The organism is Rossellomorea aquimaris, assembly GCF_020172085.1.
In the GTDB taxonomy this organism is placed as follows: domain Bacteria; phylum Bacillota; class Bacilli; order Bacillales; family Bacillaceae_B; genus Rossellomorea; species Rossellomorea aquimaris_E.
Map to the genome: position 1 here is coordinate 165,392 of NZ_JAIVAT010000009.1, position 17,038 is coordinate 182,429.

Consider the following 17,038-nt stretch of genomic DNA (forward strand, 5'->3'; position numbering starts at 1 on the left):
AGTTGGACTATAAAAGTCCCACATAGACATATTGTGTCCCACTACCTCCAAAAAAAATTCATCCCTGCTTTCAAGACTTATTTTATCAGGGTATGAATTGTAATTCAACTAGAAACTATCGGGTTTTTTCATGTAAACGCTTGCTAAGCGTAAAATAATCAATCTGCCCATACTGAAGGATTTCCCCGTCCATTTCCACAACCGGGATCATCAGTCCGAAACGCTCTGTCAGATCATCGCTTTCCTCGATGTCCATTTCTATGATTTCAAATGCCAGCTCATCCTTGAGAAGCTTTAAGGTAATTTTTGCATCTTCACAAAGTCCGCATTGTGCACGTGTGTAGAAAATGACTTGTTTCATTTTGCTGCCTCGCTTTGTTTAGTCTTGGTTTGGTGGTCCGTCTGTAATTGTACCTGCTACATGAAAGTTTGATTGTACCAGGTACAAAACCTGCATCTTGTACCTGGTACAATCCACCATTCCCATCATCTATTCATACCTCTTCCTCATCGTTGAAGAAGTGATCCCTAATTGATCCCGGTATTTCGCAATCGTCCTTCTTGAAACATCGTACCCTTTATCCATAAGAAGATTGACTATTTTCTGATCCGATAACGGTTTTTTCTTATCTTCATCGTCAATCAGCTTTTGAAGTTCATTTTTCACCGTAGTGGCAGAAGCCGCTTCTGAATCTTCAAGCCTCACCGATTTAATCGCCGAGGTGAAGAAATACTTCAATTCGAAAATCCCAAACGGAGTTTGCATATACTTCCCCTTTACAGCGCGGCTGATGGTCGATTCATGAACATCGATTTCGTCTGCCACCTGCTTCAACGTGAGGGGCTGGATAGCGTATGGGCCTTTAAGAAAGAAGGCTTTCTGTTTTTCAGCAAGCATCTTCCCCACTTTCAGGATCGTTTGCTTCCGCTGCCGCAGGCTTTGTAGCAGCCACTGGAAGTCCTGCTCCTTCTCTTGAAGATAGGACTGAACCTCCTTATCCCCATGATGCTTCAGGAAATCTGTGTACTCTTCATTATAAGTGACATTGACGGTTGTACCATCATTTAAAGATACCGCTACCGTATGTCCGTCAATCACGTTCACAATCAGCTCGGGAATGATATACTCGGCGATTTGCTGGGAATATTTCGATCCGGGTCTTGGATTGCACTCACGGATAAAATCGGCAGCCTGCTGAAGGTCCTTCATTTCAACCGAAAGAATCTTCGCGATCGCCTTCCACTTCTTTTCGGCAAAAGCTTGAAAATGGTTGTCTACAATCATCGTAACCAAAGGAGGAACATCAAATCCCCTCTTAAGCTGAAGGGAAATGCACTCCTGCAAGGATCTCGCCCCGATGCCTGCCGGTTCTAATTCCTGAAGCCTATTAATATAGCTCTCTAGCTGATCCATTTCCAAACTATATTTATTTAGGAAGGATTCTTCCTCTATCCTTAAGTATCCATTGTCATCGAGGCTGTATATTAATTCTTCCATTACCTTTTTATCCACTGAAGTAAGCGATTTCAAATTCAGTTGAACAGATAACGCATCTGCAAGCGTTCTCTTCGGTACAGATACATATTCATACCAATCCACCGTATTTTCACTGCCGGCATTTCGTTTATTCGTATAAGGTTCTCGTTGATGGAGGGGGTCTTGTTTTGGTGGCTCTAATTGTATAAGAGGATTCTCTAATTGCTTAGCTTCTAAATAAGCATTCAGTTCCATCGTAGAATATTGGAGGATGGTGATGGCTTGAGAAAGCTGTTGAGTCATTTGAAGTTTCAATTGTTGATTTTGAAAAAGTCCTGCTTTCAAATTCATAATTACTAACCTCCCATTTATTTATTCTACAATAAAATTGGTTGTTCGTTAATGGGAATTCGTTGGTAGTTGGTGGGTTTGTGCAATATATATGATTCTAATCTCAAAAACTTTCATGGAGAGAGCGGTAGTTGATTTCCGCTGCAGGTGCTCGCTTTCCGCGGGGCGGGCGGTGAGCCTCCTCGGCTGCGCCTGTGGGGTCTCACCTGTCCCGCTATTCCCGCAGGAGTCGAGCACCTTCCGCTACAATCAACTAGAGTGGTGTGTGTTCTCCATCCATCACAACAACATTCTCTTAATATATTCAATAGATGAAAAAAACCTGAATGATGCCTCAATTGAACATCACTATAAGAGAGAACTTCTCGGAAAGTTGAGTTATTTAGCAGGTTTACTTACTAATGAAGAGCGATAGATGCCTTCGGATATTTCTCCAGGTTTAATTCGAGTTTTATTGTAGAGAGAATCAAAGTCCGTAATCTTGTACTCTTCTGCTAGCTTTAGCATTACTTGAGCGCATGCTTTAGCATCATCTGCAGCATGATGGTGATTATCTAATTGTATTCCAAAATATGTACAAAGAGGTGATAGCTGATAGGCAGGAAGACCCTTCACCATTTTTCTGGACATTTGATATGTGCAGAGAAATTGGTTGTATACGGGCTTCATTTCATAACGAGCTAAATTATCCCTCAAAGCGTATCCATCGAAGGAAAGATTATGAGCAATCATCAACTTATTATCTATTTTCCCCTTGATAGAATGATAGAAAGCATCGAACGTCATCGCGCCTTTAACATCTTGTGGTTGAATTCCATGTATTCTGATATTAAAATTATCAAATTTCTCTTCTGGATCGATTAATTGATAAATCGAATCGACAATTTCTCCATTTTCTACAAATACCATTCCGACTGAGCATATACTGTGTCTTGCACGATTAGCCGTTTCAAAATCAAAAGCTACAAAATCCTTCATACGAAGCCACCATCCCGGTTTAAGATTTGTTCTTCTTTGCTATATCAATTCCTCTTCTTTTCCTCATCTCTGACTATTCTTGTGCAGGGCGAAGTATCTTATTGCAAAACCATTAAATCTCAACAATTAAATCTTTTTTTGCGTGTCTTGTAACTTTCCTATGTATATTACTCAAAACTGATCCGGCACTTCTTCAAAATAGGAATAATATATAATTATACAATATAAAAAATTGCAAATAACTTTTTCTAGGGAATTTCTTCTGTATCTATATATAAGATAATCGTTTTTTACAAGGTTGAATTTTAAAGAGGAGAACTTTTATCCTCGAGATACCACATGAAAGTATTGAGAGTGTTTCCCGTGTATGTTGGAAACCTCCAATTACTATGAGAGCAAGGTGCTTTTAGTATACCAAGTATAACTCGAGGTATTTCCTTACCTAAAATACCCTTGATTCAGGCACAAAAAAAGTGCTCCCACAAATTTTAAAACTTGTAGAAACACCTTCATATCCGTATTACTGGTACGCCCTCGGAGGGAATCGAACCCCCATTTTAAGAACCGGAATCTTACGTGCTATCCGTTGCACCACGAGGGCATGTAATAATTAACCGTCACGAATATATATTATAAGGTAGAAATTGCTTGTTTGCAATAGATATTATGGTTTATGTCTTTTTTTGATTACCCATTAATATCTATTAAAAATTGAAATGGGAATTTGCAAAAAAGTTTTCTAGATCAGTATTCCTCACTCATATTCTATCCCTATTCAGAACTACAGAGTGGATTGAAGCGGAAGGCACTTGACTCCTGCGGGACTAGAGGAAAGCAAGTGCCTGCAGCGGAAAGAAACGGTCCATGATTCACTCTAAACTTTGTTAGGAGTAAATACCATTGAGCAAGACTCAACATCCTCGATTAAAAACAGTTATTCTTCAATCCAGTCTACCTACCTAAATAACAACAAACTTCCCAAAACACCCCGTTTAAAAAAGGAATGAATGGGTATCATGTAGAAAGGATTTATATACAGGGTCATAAAGGAATCGTTTAGTTTGACCTTTATTGACCATGGGTGTATGATAACAGTACAAAGTGAATAAGTAACTTAAAAAAATAAAAAAGGATTTCTAAGGAGGAACGAGGATGAATTTAATTCCTACAGTAATTGAACAAACAAACCGCGGTGAGCGTGCGTATGACATCTATTCACGTTTGTTAAAAGACCGTGTCATCATGCTTGGAAGCGGCATTGATGATAATGTGGCGAACTCCATCGTTGCACAGCTTCTTTTCCTTGAATCTGAAAACCCGGAGAAGGATATTTCCATCTACATAAACTCTCCTGGTGGAAGCATCACAGCGGGTATGGCCATCTATGATACGATCCAATACATCAAGCCTGATGTACAAACAATCTGTATCGGTATGGCGGCTTCAATGGGTGCGTTCCTTCTTGCAGCAGGCGCAAAAGGCAAGCGATTAGCCCTTCCAAATGCTGAAGTTATGATTCACCAACCACTTGGTGGAGCTCAAGGTCAGGCGACGGAAATTGAAATCGCTGCGAAGCGCATTCTATTCCTTCGTGAGAAATTAAATCAAATCCTGGCTGATCGTACTGGTCAACCACTTGAAGTAATTTCAAAAGATACGGATCGCGATAACTTCATGACAGCTGAAAGAGCGCTTGAATATGGATTGATCGATCGTATCATCACGCGTAACGAAATGAATAATAAGTAAAACATTCAAAGCCCTTCGCAACATTATGCGAAGGGCTTTTTATTTTATTCTTTTTTAGTCTTCTTATCACATACAGGCACCAGAATTTCACCGTTCATCCCTTTTTTCAATAAAAGGTGCAGGATGGTTTTAGATAACCTGCTGGGATGATAAGGTTTGACCAGATAGTCATTGGCTCCCAGTGTGAGTCCTTTTTCTTTCTCATCCAGTGCCGAAGATACGATGATCGGGACGTGAGAAAGGGCTTCATTCGATTTCATTTCTTCTAACACATCCCAACCCGACATACTTCCTTCAAGCATAATATCGAGGACGACGGCATCAGGCTTCTCCTCTTGCATTTTGGTTAAGGCTTCGCTTCCCGACGGGGTATGCTTCACTTTGAAGCCACTGTCGGATAGTTCGGCTTTGAGTAAAGATGCCAGATTGATATCATCTTCAATGACAATGATATTCATGCCATCCCCACCATGTTCATCCTCCTTAAAGGTTTCGATGGTGACAATCGGCAAGCGGATAGTGAACACACTGCCTTTCCCTTCTTGGGATGAAACCGTGATTTTCCCTTCATGGGTTTCGATGATTTCCTTCACGATGGTAAGCCCCAATCCGGTACCGCCAATTCTTCTCTGATCGGAATTATCGACCCGATAAAATTTGGTGAACAGGTTTGGAATTGCCTCCTGTGGTATGCCAAGTCCTTCATCCCGAATATCGATGATGATGCATTCTTCTCCTTCACGGAACATAACGGTAATGGTCCCACCATCAGGTGAATACTTGATGGCATTGCTGATCAGATTAGTGAACGCCTGGGACAACTTATCCCGATCTCCAAGGACGATCGTACAATCCGTCTCCCTTGCGATATTAAACGAATGCAGAGGTGCATTGACCTTTTGGGTATGGATCACATGTTGCATGATCGGGACAACATCCTCAAATTTACGCTCAAAGGTTTGGCGCCCCGACTCCATGCGCTGGACGTCAAGGAAGTCGTTGATGAGAGACGTCAATCTCTTCGCTTCTTGATAAATTGTCGTTAAATATTTCTTTGTTCTTTCCGGTTTTAACTCTTTTGTCAGCATCAATTCCGTAAAACCAAGCACGCTTGACAATGGAGTGCGAAGCTCATGACTGACCGTGCTCACGAACTCCGATTTCATTTGATCGACTTCGAATTCTTTCGTGATATTCCGATGGACGAATATGGTACCGATCTGCTCCTCCCCGCGATAGAGAGATTCCGAGTATACCTGGAAGACTTCTTTACTGTCCTCGAGGTGATAGGTTAAGAGATGTTTACCTGTCTTCCCTTGTTTCACGATCGATTCATAATACTCATCCAGTTTCTCTTTGTCTTCTACCCGATCAATCAGGGCCTGTTTCCAGGTTTGATAGCATGACTGTTTAAGAACATCAATTTCACTTTCGATTAGAGCTGACAATTTTTTATTCATCAATAAGTTGTTGCCATCTTTATCTATGAGTTGTATCCCCTCTTGAATATTGTCGAGAATATCCTGCGTTAATTGACGGTTCGCCTCAGTCTCTTCGAACAGGGTGATCTTCTGCAATGAAATAGAGATTTGCTTGGCAAGGCTCGTATACTCAGCCAATTCCTGCTTAGCGAAATCATGTCCAAAGCGACTGAATACCATGATCGCTTCCACTCGCTGGTCGGCTGACAGGACTGGTAAGAATAGGTCGTACGAGTAAAGCGTTTCTTCATGATACCCTTTCTCGGACGGCGTCATCTCCCGCTTGAGTGAGAAGGGTTCTTTCGAATCAAATAATCGTTGATGGATGCCGTTATAAATGTATGCCAAGAACTGTTCTGCACCTTTTTCGGAAATTCCAAACGACGCGTTGGACTTCTGATCATCCATAAGGACAATCATCCCCCGGGAAGCTCCCATCACTTGACTCATACTTTTCACAATGCTCACTAATACTTCTTGTTTATTCAGAGAACTCGAGATCCCATGGATGAACTCATTTCTCCGCTCCAGCTGCGATTCACGGTTCTTCGTCATATTCAATAAGTGCTCAAGCTCCGATTGCTGGGATTCCAGCTCATCCTGCTGAGCCTGCAATTCTTCATTCTGAGCCAGGAGATGCTCTTCCTTCTCCTGGATTTTATAAATCATCTTTTCAAATGCCCTGGACATTTTACCGATTTCATCTTTTCTTTTATTTTCAAAGTTCCATTGCTGGTATGCATCGTTTTCTGCAATTTGCTCTGCTGCTGAAGCTACTTGATTGAGAGGCTGACCAATTTGCTTCGCGATCATTCTCATCATCCTCATCAGAACAAGGAGCATCAGAAATATAAAGACAACAAAGGCTGTCTGACTTAAGGACTCTTTTCGTTTCAATTCGTCATAGGCGTGTCTCTTAGTTTGTTCAATGGAGTCTGCATACATATTGAGTTGGGTTTGAAAGGTTTCGATAGTGGCTGTTGCCCCACTGGCAGAAGCCTCTTTTACCGCTTCGAAATCCCCTTTTTCATAATTGCTGATAACAGGCGGAACCATATCCTTGAAATATAGATTAGAAAATTCCTCCGCATCTTTTACGAAGAGTTGATCATCAGGCTCTGTTTGAGATTCCTTTAACTTACTTAGCGTGTCAGCTACTTTTTTCTCCTGTATGAAAATACTTTCTTTAAACGTCTCTCTCCCAAATGCAAGATATCCCCTCGCATCAAAGAAAGCCCTTTGAAAGTCTCTGTCCAATTGCTCAGCCACATCTTCTTTTTGATTGAGCTGATCCCTTTTTACCTGATACGCATTTCCAATGGATTGATCGTACATGTACAAACACGCAGCTCCAATGAAGAAAATAATAATAAAACCGCTCATCAATCCAATAAATTGATTACGTAAACTTGTTTGAAATAAATCCCTAACTTTCTTCATTCAAGATATCCTCGATCCGCTGAACGAGCTCTGCCGGACTGTACGGTTTGGCAATGAAATAATCTGCTCCCGATTTCAATACGAGATCTTTATCGGTCTGTTGACTCTTGGCAGACACCATCATGATCTTCACCGTACTTTTTTCAGATGAGTTCCTCACCTTTTCGATCACTTCCAGGCCAGTCAACAGAGGCATCATATAGTCGAGGAGAATGAGGTCGTACTCATTCTCCATGATTTGATCAATCGCCTCCTGACCGTCAGCTGCTTCATCCAGCTCATGCCCTTCGTCTTCGAGTGTATCCACCATTAACATACGCAGGACTTCTTCATCTTCCGCTATTAGAATTCTTGCCATTTGTTATTCCCCTTCTTTCTCAAATGCCTTTTTCATTTCATAATAAGACTGTTTCAATCGTTCATGGGAAACTGGTTGGTCCCACGTATCCCAGGAGTATGGATAGAATTGTTGAGGGTCCATGAACCCGTCTTGATTTTGAGCAGGATAGGAGAATTCCTTTCCTCCACCTGTTTCATATACTCCGACCTTAATGGATTCCAGCGTGGTTGAACTTTGCAATCCTTTACCGGACCAGATATCCCCCACTGCTTCTTTCAAACTCGGATCCTTTATATTTAGTAACTGCCAAGGAATCCTGATCTCATATCGACCTTCAGAAGAATCGACACTGATGTCTGTTAAAGAATTATAGTCTTTATCCTGAGGGTTCGATGTTCCGAACTGAAGAACTCCTGTTTCATAGGACTGAAACGGGATTGTATCTCCTTCTACATCCAGAGATTTATTTAACGTCAATCGGATCGGATGATATGTCCCGTTATCTTTCACTTTCGCATAGGTCTCTTTTTTGATCATATTGAGGACATGACCATACTGATAGTGATGGGTATCATAATAGCTGTCGATCCATAAACGGGCTTTCTTTGTTCCTTTTATGTGAAGAGCAAAGTCCACTCCTTTGGTGGAAACAGCCGGCACATCCGGAATCGTGGATTGCCCCTGATCCCCAATCGTATCGAACAGAAGATAGGTGTCTTTCCCTTCAGAAATCTCTTCCGAATCGAGCCTTACATACACAAAGCGTTCATCGCTTGTCATATACATGCTGTGCCCTTCTTTGTTGTAAGCCGGTTTGATCCCATTATAGGTCCAGTCTTCCGATCTTCCATCCACATGGATCATATCGGTTTTACTTTGACCGGGGTCGAAGCTTAACATCCCGAACTGCTGCTCATTCGTTTGGGCATTCTGCCAGAACGGCCGCCTGTCCGGATTGTCATAGTCCATCGTATTCCATGTCCGTTTGAACCACTCATCCTGCCAGGCGAAGACCATTCCACCAGCCATTTTCTCTTCGACGATATCTTCGAATAATCGGCGATCGATTTCACCCTGCTCTTTTTCTGAATGATGTCCCTGATCCATACCGTAGACGTTTTTGTGAGTAAGTCCCCTTGATCCCGGGACACCGAACTCCGCCACTACCAACGGCATGGAATGGGCTTTTTTCATATCATTCAAATAGCCTGCATAGTTGTTCTTTTCTCCCCGTTGGTCGATATAGTCGATATACTTCGTCTCGTAATTCAGAAAATCCGGATAATATGGATAGATATGATAGGAAGCAAATAAACCGGTTCTCAATTTGTCGGTTCCCTTCATGACGTTCGGATTTACGGACACCATGTCTTCCTTCTCCAAAGGCTCACTCGGATGATCCAACAGATCAGTCGTGACCCAGTTAGTAAAACTTACAGGCCTTTGCCACTGATACGTATCGGTTTCATATTTAATTCCTTCGTTCATTCTTTCTGTCAGCCAGATTTCAAATGGCTGAGCCTTTTCCGTTTCAATGTACTCACCCTTGAAATCCTGGAGTCCTTGATGCTTATCATTTGTCGCAAGGACCACCTCGGGATCCCACTCCACCCCGAAAATCCAACCTAGGACGTAAGGGGAGATATCATAAGTGTAAGATCCGGACGCATGACCTTTCCGTTCGGGTATTTCTGCGTTCCCATGAACGAGATCGATGGTCTTTTTGATTTCCGATGCAAATTCGTCACTGTTCTCTTTTGCAAAGGCATCTTCAGACTTCAAGAAAATCTCTTCATTGACCCATACCCCGTGGAATAAATACAATGGCTTATCCGCCATCTGGTTATATTCATAAAAGGCTTCATAAAATTCGGGAGGGTGGATGGTGTAAATCCGGAGGGCATTTGCATTCATCGCTCCGATTTGCTTGAACCATCTCATGTATTCCTCTTTTGAGATCGCTGTTTCGCCTGGAAATGAACCCGGCCTTGCGATTCCCATATTCACCCCTTTAATAAGGAGGTCTTCCCATTTTCCGTCCTTCTTCACCTGAATGTAGTCAGTGCCTGTCTTTCCTGCAAGCTTCAGACCATTTTCATCCGTGATTTCGACGGTTTCCTTCTTCTTATTGCCACTTTCCTTTTGGATATCCTTAAGGATCGCCTTCATCATCGGAGTATAGGCCTTCCAGTAAAATTGGGATGTATCATCAGGTTTGGATGACCCCGTCCACTTTCTCCAAGAAGAGAATCCCACGGTTTGATAAAGGTCCGGCACATCTGCCTGATCCGCATAATCTCCGCTAAAGTAGTACGTGTCGTATTGACGGTTCTGTCCATGAACAACAGCTGGAAATGTCACCGGCAGATTCAAGGCTTTCATGGTGTCCTTCCCGCTCTTTGACAATGACAGCGTATAGTTTGCCATGACCTCATCCGAATTGATCGCTTCAACGATATCAAACCAGTAGGAATACGGGGTGCTGATTTCTTCGCCGATCAACTTCTCACCCTCTGAGGTAGTTGAAAATACAACACCCTTCTTTCCGATGTCTTTCTTGTCCAACACGACGAGACGATCATTTTCGTCCACCAGGACATACCCTGGACCATTGAAATTGTATGTCTCTTCATACTGCTTCTCGTAATTATCCCTAACCCATTGAGGCACTTCGCTATTTTCCAGTTCAGGAAAGTACCTGCCGATCCAGCCGGACCATTCCAAATTGAAAAGAGAGTAAAATTTATTCCTCGTTTCTTCTTCCGTAGGCTGTGCCATGGAATTGAACTCGGCGATCAAAGTCTTTCCATCCTTCATCGCCATGTCTTTTAATGCGTCCATATCCTGATCGGTCAATCCTCCGTAAAGTTTGGAGGACCGCTTACCGGAGACATTTTTATTATGGAACTCTTCTTCATACACGCCATACGTATCGGCTATGTAGACCGCATCATACCGGTCAGTGGATGAAGGGATATTTTTAATATCGAAGGTTTGGTCCTTTTTCGGAACAAATCCGATATAGTCTTTTTTTAAATCATATCGTTTCCCGTCTGTTTGAACATATTTCTGTTGATTCAGAAGCCACATAAGCCCTTTATGTTCCCTGTACGTGGTATCAGGCACCGTCTTATCAATGATCAACAGATCCAGATCCTTCTCACCCTTCACCTGCCATAGCCAAAAAGGGGCAGAAATCAGCAGCACGATGCCGACGATGAACAAGACAAATGAATAAGATTTCAGCTTTGTCATTTTGAAACTCCTTTTCTCGCCATTTCTCCCCAGCCTCTTTTTTTGCGTATCACGTCAAGGATTCCCTCACATCTCCAGAAAACGGTGAGAGGACGATACCATAACGTCTCGGTCAGTGAATAGGCAAATAGTCGGGCGATGTCAGATGCTTTCGGGAACTTTCTGACGGACCATTCTTCAAGGAGGACGGCTGCCATGGACAATACCGACCCATAAAGAATGGATAACAAGAATAATAGAATGGCAAACTCGAGATATACCCCGCCTAGAAAGATGGAGAGAATCATGATGATGTACCCCATCAATTCAACAACTGGTCCAAAGAATTCAATGATTAAAAAATAGGGCATGGACACCATCCCGATCGAACCGTACTTCGGATTGAACAGGAGCTTACGGTGTATCCAGAGGCTCTCAAATAATCCGCGATGCCATCTGCTCCGTTGACGCCTCAAGTATTTCAGGGATTCAGGCGCCTCCGTCCAGCTTACGGGGTCGGGAACATAAACGATTTTTTTATTTGCTTTTTGTTCCTTTACATATCGGTGAAGCCTGACAACTAGCTCCATGTCTTCCCCCACGGTATGGGAGTATCCACCGGCATCGACGACCCAACGCTTTGAGAAAACACCGAATGCCCCCGATACAATTAGGAGTAGATTGTGCCTACTTAAACCGATTCTACCCATCAGGAATGCTCTTAAATACTCAATCACCTGCATAACAACAAGCGGTGATCGGGAAAGCCCGACTTTGACGATTTCCCCGCTTTCAATTTCACATCCATTGGCAATACGGATGCTTCCACCGGATGCAATGACTTCCCCGTCGGATTCAACAATCGGTTTCATCACTTTCAGAAAAGCGGTCCTCTCAAGCACCGAGTCTCCATCGATAGAGCAGAAATAAGGAAAGTTTGATACGTTGATCCCGGCGTTCAAGGCATCAGCTTTCCCTCCATTTTCTTTGTCGATCACCAGGAGGTTTTTATATAGTTTCGATTGATAAACACCCCTCACCGGCTGTGTTTCCAATTGTTGACGGATGACCCACTTGATTTTCACCAATTGAAACGACTCTATGAGTTTTTCCAGAGAATCATCGGTGGAGCCGTCGTTAATGATGATGATTTCATATTCGGGGTACTCAATGCTTAGGAGAGATCTCACCGTTGCCATGATCCCCACTGATTCATTGTAAGCAGGTACGAGTATCGACACCGGCTTGGTCTGATGCAGATGCAGGAGCTCCTCGTACGGTTCCCATTCATCAAGACCATAGGTTTTCCTCAATTGAAAGAGGGATATCACGAGAAGAATCGTATAAAAAGAGATAACCAGTATCATATAAATCAAAACGAACCATCCGATGAACATCATGATATTTCCCCAGTCTGCAAAGATGTTCATGTAACCGCCCCCCTTTCAAGCCACTGTTCCGCCATATCCCTCGCATATTCATCTTCGGCATGGACAGCGATTTCCCCTAACACAACTTTACCGTCCGCAAGACGCAAGAGGGATTGAGCTGCCTGGGACCTAACATAAAATGACGGGTCGCTCATTAGTTCCTTCAAATAAGGAGTCAGTTTCGGAGAACGGATGTACTCACATGCTTTAAGGGCCATCAATCGTTCCTGCCAGGATTCAGCACGTAAATGAGAGGAAAGTTTCGGTACGTTCAGATAAAATTCCATACCCACCACTGCCTTTAATGCACGTACCCTCAATTCAGTAGAGTCCTCAGACAATAACCGCTCCAGGAAACCTACATGTTCCATTCGATTCATCACCCCGATCGAATCGATGAGGGCAAATTTCATCACTTCCGGTAATTCATCAAAAGCGTATACCAATGGTTGGAACTGATCTTTCCCGAAAGACTGAAACAGCAGACTGTACTCAAACTCCGTCAGCTCATGCTTCGTGTCCGTCAATCGCGGCAGCAGCTCCTGATCATCGAAGAGCACATCCAATTTCAATAATTGAATTTCTTCCGATTTGCTCATGTATCCAGATCCCCGGAGCTCCTTCAATGGTTCTTTCATACTTCTCATCTTGAAATCCTGAATCCAGTAAAGGGCATTCATCCGGATACTCCATCTTCTGTGCCGTAACTGAGACAAAATAAACGGTTGAAAATGGTTTTCTGCAAACCATTGCAACCGCTCCTGAATGCCGGGTGAAGAGATAACCTTTGAAAAGCCCGCCAATAATTCCACCAACGCCCTGGTTTGTAAGGGCGAGCTATTCTGGAAACCTTCGTCCCCAACACCCTCTTGTAAATATTGAAAAAGGGCTGATTGATACTCCTCTTTATATTTCTCAATCGTCACCCGCTTCTTATTATCCATCATCTTCTTTATTATTAAATACAGGCACAGTCCTGTTAACACCATCAGCAAACCGAGCAGTACTATTGAAAAATAAAAAAGTTCCTGAGAGTACACTTACCTCATCCTTTTCAGCATTTGACCCAAACGGGCTTCAAGCTCTAGTAGTTTAAACGGTTTCGTCATATAATCATCGGCTCCGAGCTGAAGGGATCTCGAAATGTCTTTTTCACTCTTCCGTGACGTCAGCATGAGCACCTTGTACCGGTCGGAATTACTTCTTGAACGAATGTTTTCTAATACTTCAAGACCATCCATCTTCGGCATCACCCCGTCTAAAATGACGAGGCAAGGATGTTTACCATGCCAGTCTGACCCCACAAAGGCCGCTCCATCTTGAAATGTCTGGATGTCATACTGAATATGAGGTTCACCCGGCAGCTTCGATACGATGTCCTTCATCACCGTCCGGATGATCGGATCATCATCGACGATGGCGATCTTCATCGTTTTGTGAGGAGAATGCTCGCTTGCCTTCCCATCCACCTTCACGACGTTTCTGCCACTGCTCTTCGCCTCATATAGAGCGTTATCGGCAAGCTTAAGCCAAGTATCGAAAGGCTTTGTCGGATCAGCAATCTCCGCCACCCCTGCAGAGAATGTGCAGGAGAAGTCCTCATCCCCTTGGAACACTACTTGACTGAACCCCTTACGAATAATATCGACAAACGTGTACGCTTCCTTTAACGAAGTATTAGGGAACAGGATAACAAATTCTTCTCCACCGAAGCGGAAGACGGTGTCCTGGATTCTCGTTTCCGTCTTCAGGTGTGAGGCAAACCCCTTTAAGACCCGATCCCCTACCAGATGTCCGTACCGGTCGTTCACTCCTTTAAAATGATCAATATCAAGGACGGCCACGCAATACGAATCACCGTTCCTTGCCGAGTTACTCTGCACCTGTGCGTACGCCTGTCCCAGATATTTACGGTTATACACCATGGTCAGCTCATCGATCAGCACAAGTTCTTCCATCTGTTTCTTTCGTTCCATCTGCCTTTTCACACGCACAATAAACTCTTCAAGGTCAAAGGGCTTGGCTATAAAATCGTCCGCCCCCATCTGATAGCTTTTGATACGGACTTCCTTACTGTTCTCCGCACTCACCATGACAGTGGGGATGAACTGCTGCTTCAATTTTTTCTTAAAAAAATCAAGCACTTCGAATCCATTCGTCCCATCCATATAAATATCGATGATGGCACAATCCGGCTTCACATCGTAGTAGGACATGATGGCCTTGTCAGGATTGGCAATGGGGACAACATACCATCCGATCTTTTCGAGCTCTTCCTTCATATACATGAGGAAAGACGTATCATCATCAATGATTAATACCACAGGCTCTTCCCCATCCCGACTCTGCTTGCCGGGGAATACTTCAATGGTTTCCTCTTCATAGTGATAACAGTACTGAATAATTTCGAACAGTTCTTCCTTTACTTCTGAAACCGTCCACATCCGCTCTTCCTTCTCATTATGCTGATCCAGCAATTCACGGGCCAGATCCCCGATTTTATGTAAGCCAAGTACCGAGGCGGATCCAGCCATGGAATGAATGAACCGGTATACCTCTTCATGAGGGACCGATCCCGCTGTTTCCCACTCTCCCAGTTTTTTTCGTACATTATTAAAGAAATGCTTTGTGTATTTTTCCATTCGGCATCGTCTTCCTTTATCGTAAACTTCATTTTAAATTGACCATAAGCAACGTAGTAATTGTATTCCAAACTTATTTCATTATACTCTCGGATTCGCTAGTTTAATAGGTTGGGGATGGAAATATTATGTGACTTTTTCTTCATTTATCCTGAAAAGTTCAATGTATCAAAAAAATGGGAAGACATCCATTCTGGATGTGAAATAATTGGGAAAAAGGTTCGAAAGGATTAGTTGGTTATTACTTTAAGTAAACTCTTTTCACCATGATTATCGGAGTCTTCACACGGACTATGATTTGCAATTGCTCTGTCATCTAGCATGTGCTGGAGGATGAGGGGAACTGCTTCGCTTCCCACGGACGTTCGGCCGAGCCTCCTCAGCAAAAAACGCTTCCGGGGTCTCGGCACGCCCGTTTTCCGTAGGAGTCTACGCATTTCCCCTCAACCTCTATACAGTTTTTGGTGACAGAGCTACATGATGTGGTGAAGAAAAAAACATTTTACTTTAGGTAATCATTTCAGCTATTAGAATGTGGTTAGAAGTGATGAAGACATAATGAAACCTTTCAGTCTGACTATAAAAAAACAACGCACTAAAAAAAAGCCGATGACCACTCCCTGGTCATCGGCTTTTTGTGAGGTTGATGTTATGCTTCTTTTTGGACGAATCCTTCTAGGGCGACCAAGGCTTCTTCTTCGTCGCTTCCGTCGGCCACAAGTTTGATATCTGAGCCTTTGGAGATGGCCAGGCTCATTAAGCCCATGATGCTTTTCGCATTAACTTTCTTCCCATCCTTTTCCAAGAAAATTTCAGATGAGAAACGGTTTGCCTCTTGTACGAATAATGCCGCCGGTCTTGCTTGAAGACCCGTCTTCAATTTCACTTCTACTTGTTTTTCCACCATAACTATTTCTCTCCCCTTTGTCCTTAATTAAGTATTCAGCTTTTCTCCCGCTCTTAACTTCTCTGCCAGCTGATCAATTTTCCGTAAGCGGTGATTGATTCCTGACTTACTGATGGTACCGCCTGACACCATTTCCCCAAGTTCCTTCAACGTGACATCTTGATAATTCACTCTAAGCTCGGCGATTTCTCTTAGTTTATCGGGTAAAACCTGTAATCCTACATGCTTTTCGATAAACTTGATGTTTTCAACCTGCCTTAAAGCTGCCCCGATGGTTTTATTTAAATTAGCCGTCTCGCAATTCACAAGACGATTAACGGAATTTCGCATATCACGGACAATCCGCACGTCTTCAAATCGAAGCAAGGCACTGTGAGCTCCTATTATATTCAGGAACTCCGTGATTTTTTCTGCTTCCTTCAAATACGTGATGAAGCCCTTTTTCCTTTCAAGGGTCTTACTGTTCAATCCGAAGGAATTCATCAGCTCGGACAACGCCTCGTTGTGTTCAGAATAAAGAGAAAAGATTTCTAAATGATACGATGACGTTTCCGGGTTATTCACTGAACCGCCTGCCAGAAACGCTCCCCGTAAATATGAACGTCTACAGCATTTCTTCTTGATCAGGTTTTCCGATATATTATGGATAAAGGTGAAATGTTCACCCAGTATATTCAAGTCTTCAAGGATCATCTTTGTATCTTCTTTGATTCGTACTATATAGACATTATTCTTCTTCAGCCGCATCTTCTTTCGCACCAGAAGCTCTACCGGGGTGTCGTACCCTTTTTTGATCAGTGTATAGATTCTTCTGGCAATGGCGGCGTTTTCGGTTTGAATATTGACGACGAGCATTTGATTCGAGAAGGATAATGAACCATTCATACGAATCAATGCGGACAGCTCTGCATTCGCACAGCAATCCTTCACTTCAATATTGGTCAGTTCTTTTTTTGTTTCGGACGCAAACGACATCCCCATCACCTCCTAGCAAACGCTTGCACAACCT

The 17,038-nt window shown here is 43.0% G+C and carries 12 protein-coding genes and 1 tRNA gene; 1 reads left to right on the plus strand and 12 read right to left on the minus strand.

Annotated features, from left to right (window positions below):
• Positions 1–115: 115 nt before the first annotated feature.
• The 4 genes from LCL96_RS20470 to LCL96_RS20485 form a co-directional block, all read right to left on the minus strand.
• Complete coding sequence (locus LCL96_RS20470; RefSeq protein ID WP_224944805.1) at positions 116–361, minus strand: glutaredoxin family protein; 246 nt, start codon at positions 359–361, stop codon at positions 116–118.
• Between the two features lie 129 nt (positions 362–490).
• Entirely contained in the window at positions 491–1,828 is a 1,338-nt protein-coding gene (gene rpoN, locus LCL96_RS20475) for an RNA polymerase factor sigma-54 (protein ID WP_224944806.1), read from the minus strand.
• A 378-nt stretch (positions 1,829–2,206) separates the two neighbouring features.
• Positions 2,207–2,806, minus strand: coding sequence for a 3'-5' exonuclease (locus tag LCL96_RS20480; RefSeq protein WP_224944807.1), 600 nt, complete (start codon positions 2,804–2,806; stop codon positions 2,207–2,209).
• 529 nt (positions 2,807–3,335) lie between these two features.
• Positions 3,336–3,407 (minus strand) — tRNA-Arg (locus LCL96_RS20485).
• A 551-nt stretch (positions 3,408–3,958) separates the two neighbouring features.
• Here LCL96_RS20485 and clpP point away from each other — a divergent pair.
• Positions 3,959–4,555, plus strand: a complete 597-nt coding sequence (gene clpP / locus LCL96_RS20490) for an ATP-dependent Clp endopeptidase proteolytic subunit ClpP (RefSeq protein WP_044338279.1) — start codon at positions 3,959–3,961, stop codon at positions 4,553–4,555.
• Positions 4,556–4,599: 44 nt separating this feature from the next.
• On the opposite strand, the gene LCL96_RS20495 is transcribed toward clpP, so the two are convergent.
• The 8 genes from LCL96_RS20495 to whiA all read right to left on the minus strand — a co-directional run bounded on the left by LCL96_RS20495 (position 4,600) and on the right by whiA (position 17,004).
• A complete protein-coding gene (locus LCL96_RS20495; RefSeq protein WP_224944808.1) occupies positions 4,600–7,476 on the minus strand; it encodes an ATP-binding protein in 2,877 nt (958 codons plus the stop codon).
• On the minus strand, positions 7,463–7,834 hold the full coding sequence (locus tag LCL96_RS20500) for a response regulator transcription factor (RefSeq protein ID WP_224944809.1): 372 nt from the start codon (positions 7,832–7,834) through the stop codon (positions 7,463–7,465). Before LCL96_RS20500 ends, LCL96_RS20495 begins: the two co-directional genes overlap by 14 nt.
• Before the next feature lie 3 nt (positions 7,835–7,837).
• Positions 7,838–11,071, minus strand: a complete 3,234-nt coding sequence (locus tag LCL96_RS20505) for a hypothetical protein (protein WP_224944811.1) — start codon at positions 11,069–11,071, stop codon at positions 7,838–7,840.
• Positions 11,068–12,480, minus strand: coding sequence for a glycosyltransferase family 2 protein (locus LCL96_RS20510; protein ID WP_224944813.1), 1,413 nt, complete (start codon positions 12,478–12,480; stop codon positions 11,068–11,070). The genes LCL96_RS20505 and LCL96_RS20510 overlap by 4 nt, the downstream gene beginning before the upstream one ends.
• On the minus strand, positions 12,477–13,520 hold the full coding sequence (locus LCL96_RS23655; protein ID WP_224944815.1) for a HEAT repeat domain-containing protein: 1,044 nt from the start codon (positions 13,518–13,520) through the stop codon (positions 12,477–12,479). Before LCL96_RS23655 ends, LCL96_RS20510 begins: the two co-directional genes overlap by 4 nt.
• A complete protein-coding gene (locus tag LCL96_RS20520) occupies positions 13,521–15,122 on the minus strand; it encodes a diguanylate cyclase (RefSeq protein ID WP_224944817.1) in 1,602 nt (533 codons plus the stop codon). It lies immediately after the preceding gene.
• A 649-nt stretch (positions 15,123–15,771) separates the two neighbouring features.
• Positions 15,772–16,029, minus strand: a complete 258-nt coding sequence (locus LCL96_RS20525; protein WP_224944819.1) for an HPr family phosphocarrier protein — start codon at positions 16,027–16,029, stop codon at positions 15,772–15,774.
• 27 nt (positions 16,030–16,056) lie between these two features.
• Positions 16,057–17,004 (minus strand): DNA-binding protein WhiA, encoded by a 948-nt coding sequence (whiA, locus tag LCL96_RS20530; RefSeq protein ID WP_224944821.1) that lies wholly within the window; start codon positions 17,002–17,004, stop codon positions 16,057–16,059.
• Between the last annotated feature and the right edge of the window lie 34 nt (positions 17,005–17,038).

What these genes read in the sequence shown, in the direction of transcription:
- clpP (WP_044338279.1), top strand. Translation starts at nt 3,959, where the DNA reads ATGAATTTAATTCCTACAGTAATTGAACAAACAAACCGCGGTGAGCGT.
- LCL96_RS20495 (WP_224944808.1), bottom strand. Translation starts at nt 7,476, where the DNA reads ATGAAGAAAGTTAGGGATTTATTTCAAACAAGTTTACGTAATCAATTT.
- rpoN (WP_224944806.1), bottom strand. Translation starts at nt 1,828, where the DNA reads ATGAATTTGAAAGCAGGACTTTTTCAAAATCAACAATTGAAACTTCAA.
- LCL96_RS20520 (WP_224944817.1), bottom strand. Translation starts at nt 15,122, where the DNA reads ATGGAAAAATACACAAAGCATTTCTTTAATAATGTACGAAAAAAACTG.
- LCL96_RS20505 (WP_224944811.1), bottom strand. Translation starts at nt 11,071, where the DNA reads ATGACAAAGCTGAAATCTTATTCATTTGTCTTGTTCATCGTCGGCATC.
- LCL96_RS20510 (WP_224944813.1), bottom strand. Translation starts at nt 12,480, where the DNA reads ATGAACATCTTTGCAGACTGGGGAAATATCATGATGTTCATCGGATGG.
- LCL96_RS20480 (WP_224944807.1), bottom strand. Translation starts at nt 2,806, where the DNA reads ATGAAGGATTTTGTAGCTTTTGATTTTGAAACGGCTAATCGTGCAAGA.
- LCL96_RS20470 (WP_224944805.1), bottom strand. Translation starts at nt 361, where the DNA reads ATGAAACAAGTCATTTTCTACACACGTGCACAATGCGGACTTTGTGAA.
- whiA (WP_224944821.1), bottom strand. Translation starts at nt 17,004, where the DNA reads ATGTCGTTTGCGTCCGAAACAAAAAAAGAACTGACCAATATTGAAGTG.
- LCL96_RS20525 (WP_224944819.1), bottom strand. Translation starts at nt 16,029, where the DNA reads ATGGTGGAAAAACAAGTAGAAGTGAAATTGAAGACGGGTCTTCAAGCA.
- LCL96_RS20500 (WP_224944809.1), bottom strand. Translation starts at nt 7,834, where the DNA reads ATGGCAAGAATTCTAATAGCGGAAGATGAAGAAGTCCTGCGTATGTTA.